1 protein-coding gene is annotated in these 890 nt (G+C 66.4%); it reads left to right on the forward strand.

Features of this window, described 5'->3' with window-relative positions; translation table 11 throughout:
- On the forward strand, positions 1–717 hold a 717-nt coding region (locus D7X74_RS42150), incomplete at its 5' end, for a carboxypeptidase-like regulatory domain-containing protein (RefSeq protein ID WP_147446925.1).
- Positions 718–890 lie beyond the last annotated feature (173 nt).

Below are 890 nucleotides of genomic sequence, written 5' to 3' on the forward strand. Positions count from 1 at the left end.
ACCAAGGAGACCGGAGGGGGTGGGGGAGGAACTCCCGAGGGTGGTCAGATGTCGGGCAAGGTGGTGGATGCCCGGGGCCAGCCGCTCCCGGGGGTGACGGTCGTCGCCGACAACACCCTGGTCTACAACTCCAACGCCCTGGCGACGACGGGGTCGGATGGCACCTACCGCATCGACGTGAGCAAGCCGGCGGGAACCTGGCATGCCAGCGCGACGCACAAGGTCCAGTACAACGCCAGGTCGTACACCTTCGACCTGGATCCGAACGACGACAGCGTCTTCGCCGGAAATGAAGGTGCCGTGCGCAACTTCACCTGGAAGCTGTCGGGAAAGCGCGCTGACGACACCGGCTTCTACGGCGGGTTCGTCGCCGTCTACGTGGATCAGCTCATCGACCCCGCGGATCCGGAGCAGGCCATCAACTCGGACGACATCGAGCTGACGCTGACGCCGAGCGGAAAGCTGGTGGACGGCAGCGAGGGCGCGCCCATCACGAAGAAGCTGGTGCGCACGCCGGATGGTGACGCGGTGCAGGATGTGCCCGTCGGCCGGTACACGGTGACCGCCCGCTACGCGCAGACGGGCAAGTCCGTCCGTCCCATGCAGGTCCGCGTCCGGGACACCGGCAACTACGCCGACTCGGTGACCGCGGACTTCGACGTCCTCACCACCACCCGGCATCAGATCCTGCTGAACGCCCAGCTTCCGACGCCCTGAGTCAGGCCTGGCGCGGAGGGCCCGGTGCCCTCCGTCGTCGTGCCGGGGCAGGCCCGCAAAAGCGAAGAGCCGGCCTCCAGTGAAGGAGGGCCGGCTCTCTCTGCCAGGAAGCGGCAGGATTACTTCATGTTGCCGATGATCGACATCGCGATCTCGTTCAGCTTCTTCATGAT

The organism is Corallococcus sp. CA047B (genome assembly GCF_003612065.1).
GTDB classification, from domain to species: Bacteria; Myxococcota; Myxococcia; order Myxococcales; family Myxococcaceae; genus Corallococcus; species Corallococcus praedator.